Below are 1,196 nucleotides of genomic sequence, written 5' to 3'. Positions count from 1 at the left end.
TTGAAACCTCTGCTTAACTCCACGAGGCTGACGCGACGTGGTTTTCCGACATGAAATTCACGCCGATTGCTTGGCGGCTTTGCCGTATCGGCGGTTGCGGATGGGCATTTTTTCCATCATCCGCATGGATTCCGTTTCGCCGGACGGATTGCTCCCCACCCGGACGCTCATGCGGCCAGCACCGACCAGCGCCGCAGGTTGTGCGCGATGGCGACGAGCGTGAAGTGCAAGGCGTTCTTCTTCAACCCCTCATAGCGGCACCGCGCCAGCGATCGTCGCTCTTTCCAGTCGGCAAACACATGCTCGACCTTCGCACGCACTTTCGACCAGCGGTGATTGAGTGCGGTTTGTCTGGGCGTGAGTTCGCCGCCGCGCGGGTTGAAACGTATCCGCGGCGCAATCCCACGAGCCCGTAGCCGTTTACGTCGCGCCGCGTCGCAGTAGGCCGCGTCGGCATACACCGCCTGGGCGGGTGCACGATCCAGCAAGGTATCCATCGGCACGGAATCGTGCACCGATCCGCTGGTGGTCTCGATGGCACGCACGATCTCGCTGCCGTCGTCCACCGCGATATGCGCCTTGAACCCGTGCGCGACCGGACGCCCATTCTTGACCGCCCAACGGGCGTCGGTGTCGCCACCCGTCGCGTCCTTGGGTGGCGCCTTACGCGCCGATTGCACGATGGTGGCGTCCACCAGGGTGCCGCGCTTGACGATCACGCCGGCAGCTTCGATCTGCGCCAGCACGGAGGCGAAGAGCGGCTCGGCGAGTCCGGCTTTCAGGAGCCGCTTGCGAAAGCGCACGAGCACGGTCTCGTCGGGAATGGTGTCGGCCAGCGAAAGGCCGAGGAAGCGGCGGAAGGACAGGCGGTCGGCGCATTGCGCTTCGCATTCAGGGTCTGACAGGTTGTACCACTGTTCGAGCAACAGCATTTTGAAGCAGACCAAGGGGTCGTGGGAGCGATTCCCGGTGGCGCCGTACAGACCCGGCCAGTAATGATCGAACGCAGCCCAATCCACCAGCCCGGATACTTTCATGAGAAAGTGGCGGTCGGAAACGTGCAGTTCCAGCGCTTCGTCACCAAAGGATTTCTGCGGTTGTACGCGACCCAGCATGGTCAGCTCCCCTTACAGTTCGTCGATGGGGCCGTTATATCAGGACTATGCAAATTCGTCAGTAGTTAAGCAGAGGTTTCA

The 1,196-nt window shown here is 62.0% G+C and carries 1 protein-coding gene; it reads right to left on the bottom strand.

The features are described from left to right. Nucleotides 1-167: 167 nt before the first annotated feature. Nucleotides 168-1,115, bottom strand: a complete 948-nt coding sequence (locus CAPSK01_RS19535; RefSeq protein WP_273704130.1) for an IS5 family transposase — start codon at nucleotides 1,113-1,115, stop codon at nucleotides 168-170. Between the last annotated feature and the right edge of the window lie 81 nt (nucleotides 1,116-1,196).

The organism is Candidatus Accumulibacter vicinus (assembly GCF_000584955.1).
Classification (GTDB): domain Bacteria; phylum Pseudomonadota; class Gammaproteobacteria; order Burkholderiales; family Rhodocyclaceae; genus Accumulibacter; species Accumulibacter vicinus.
The sequence above is the reverse complement of the archived record's forward strand: the minus strand, read 5'-3'. Positions and strand labels throughout refer to the sequence as shown.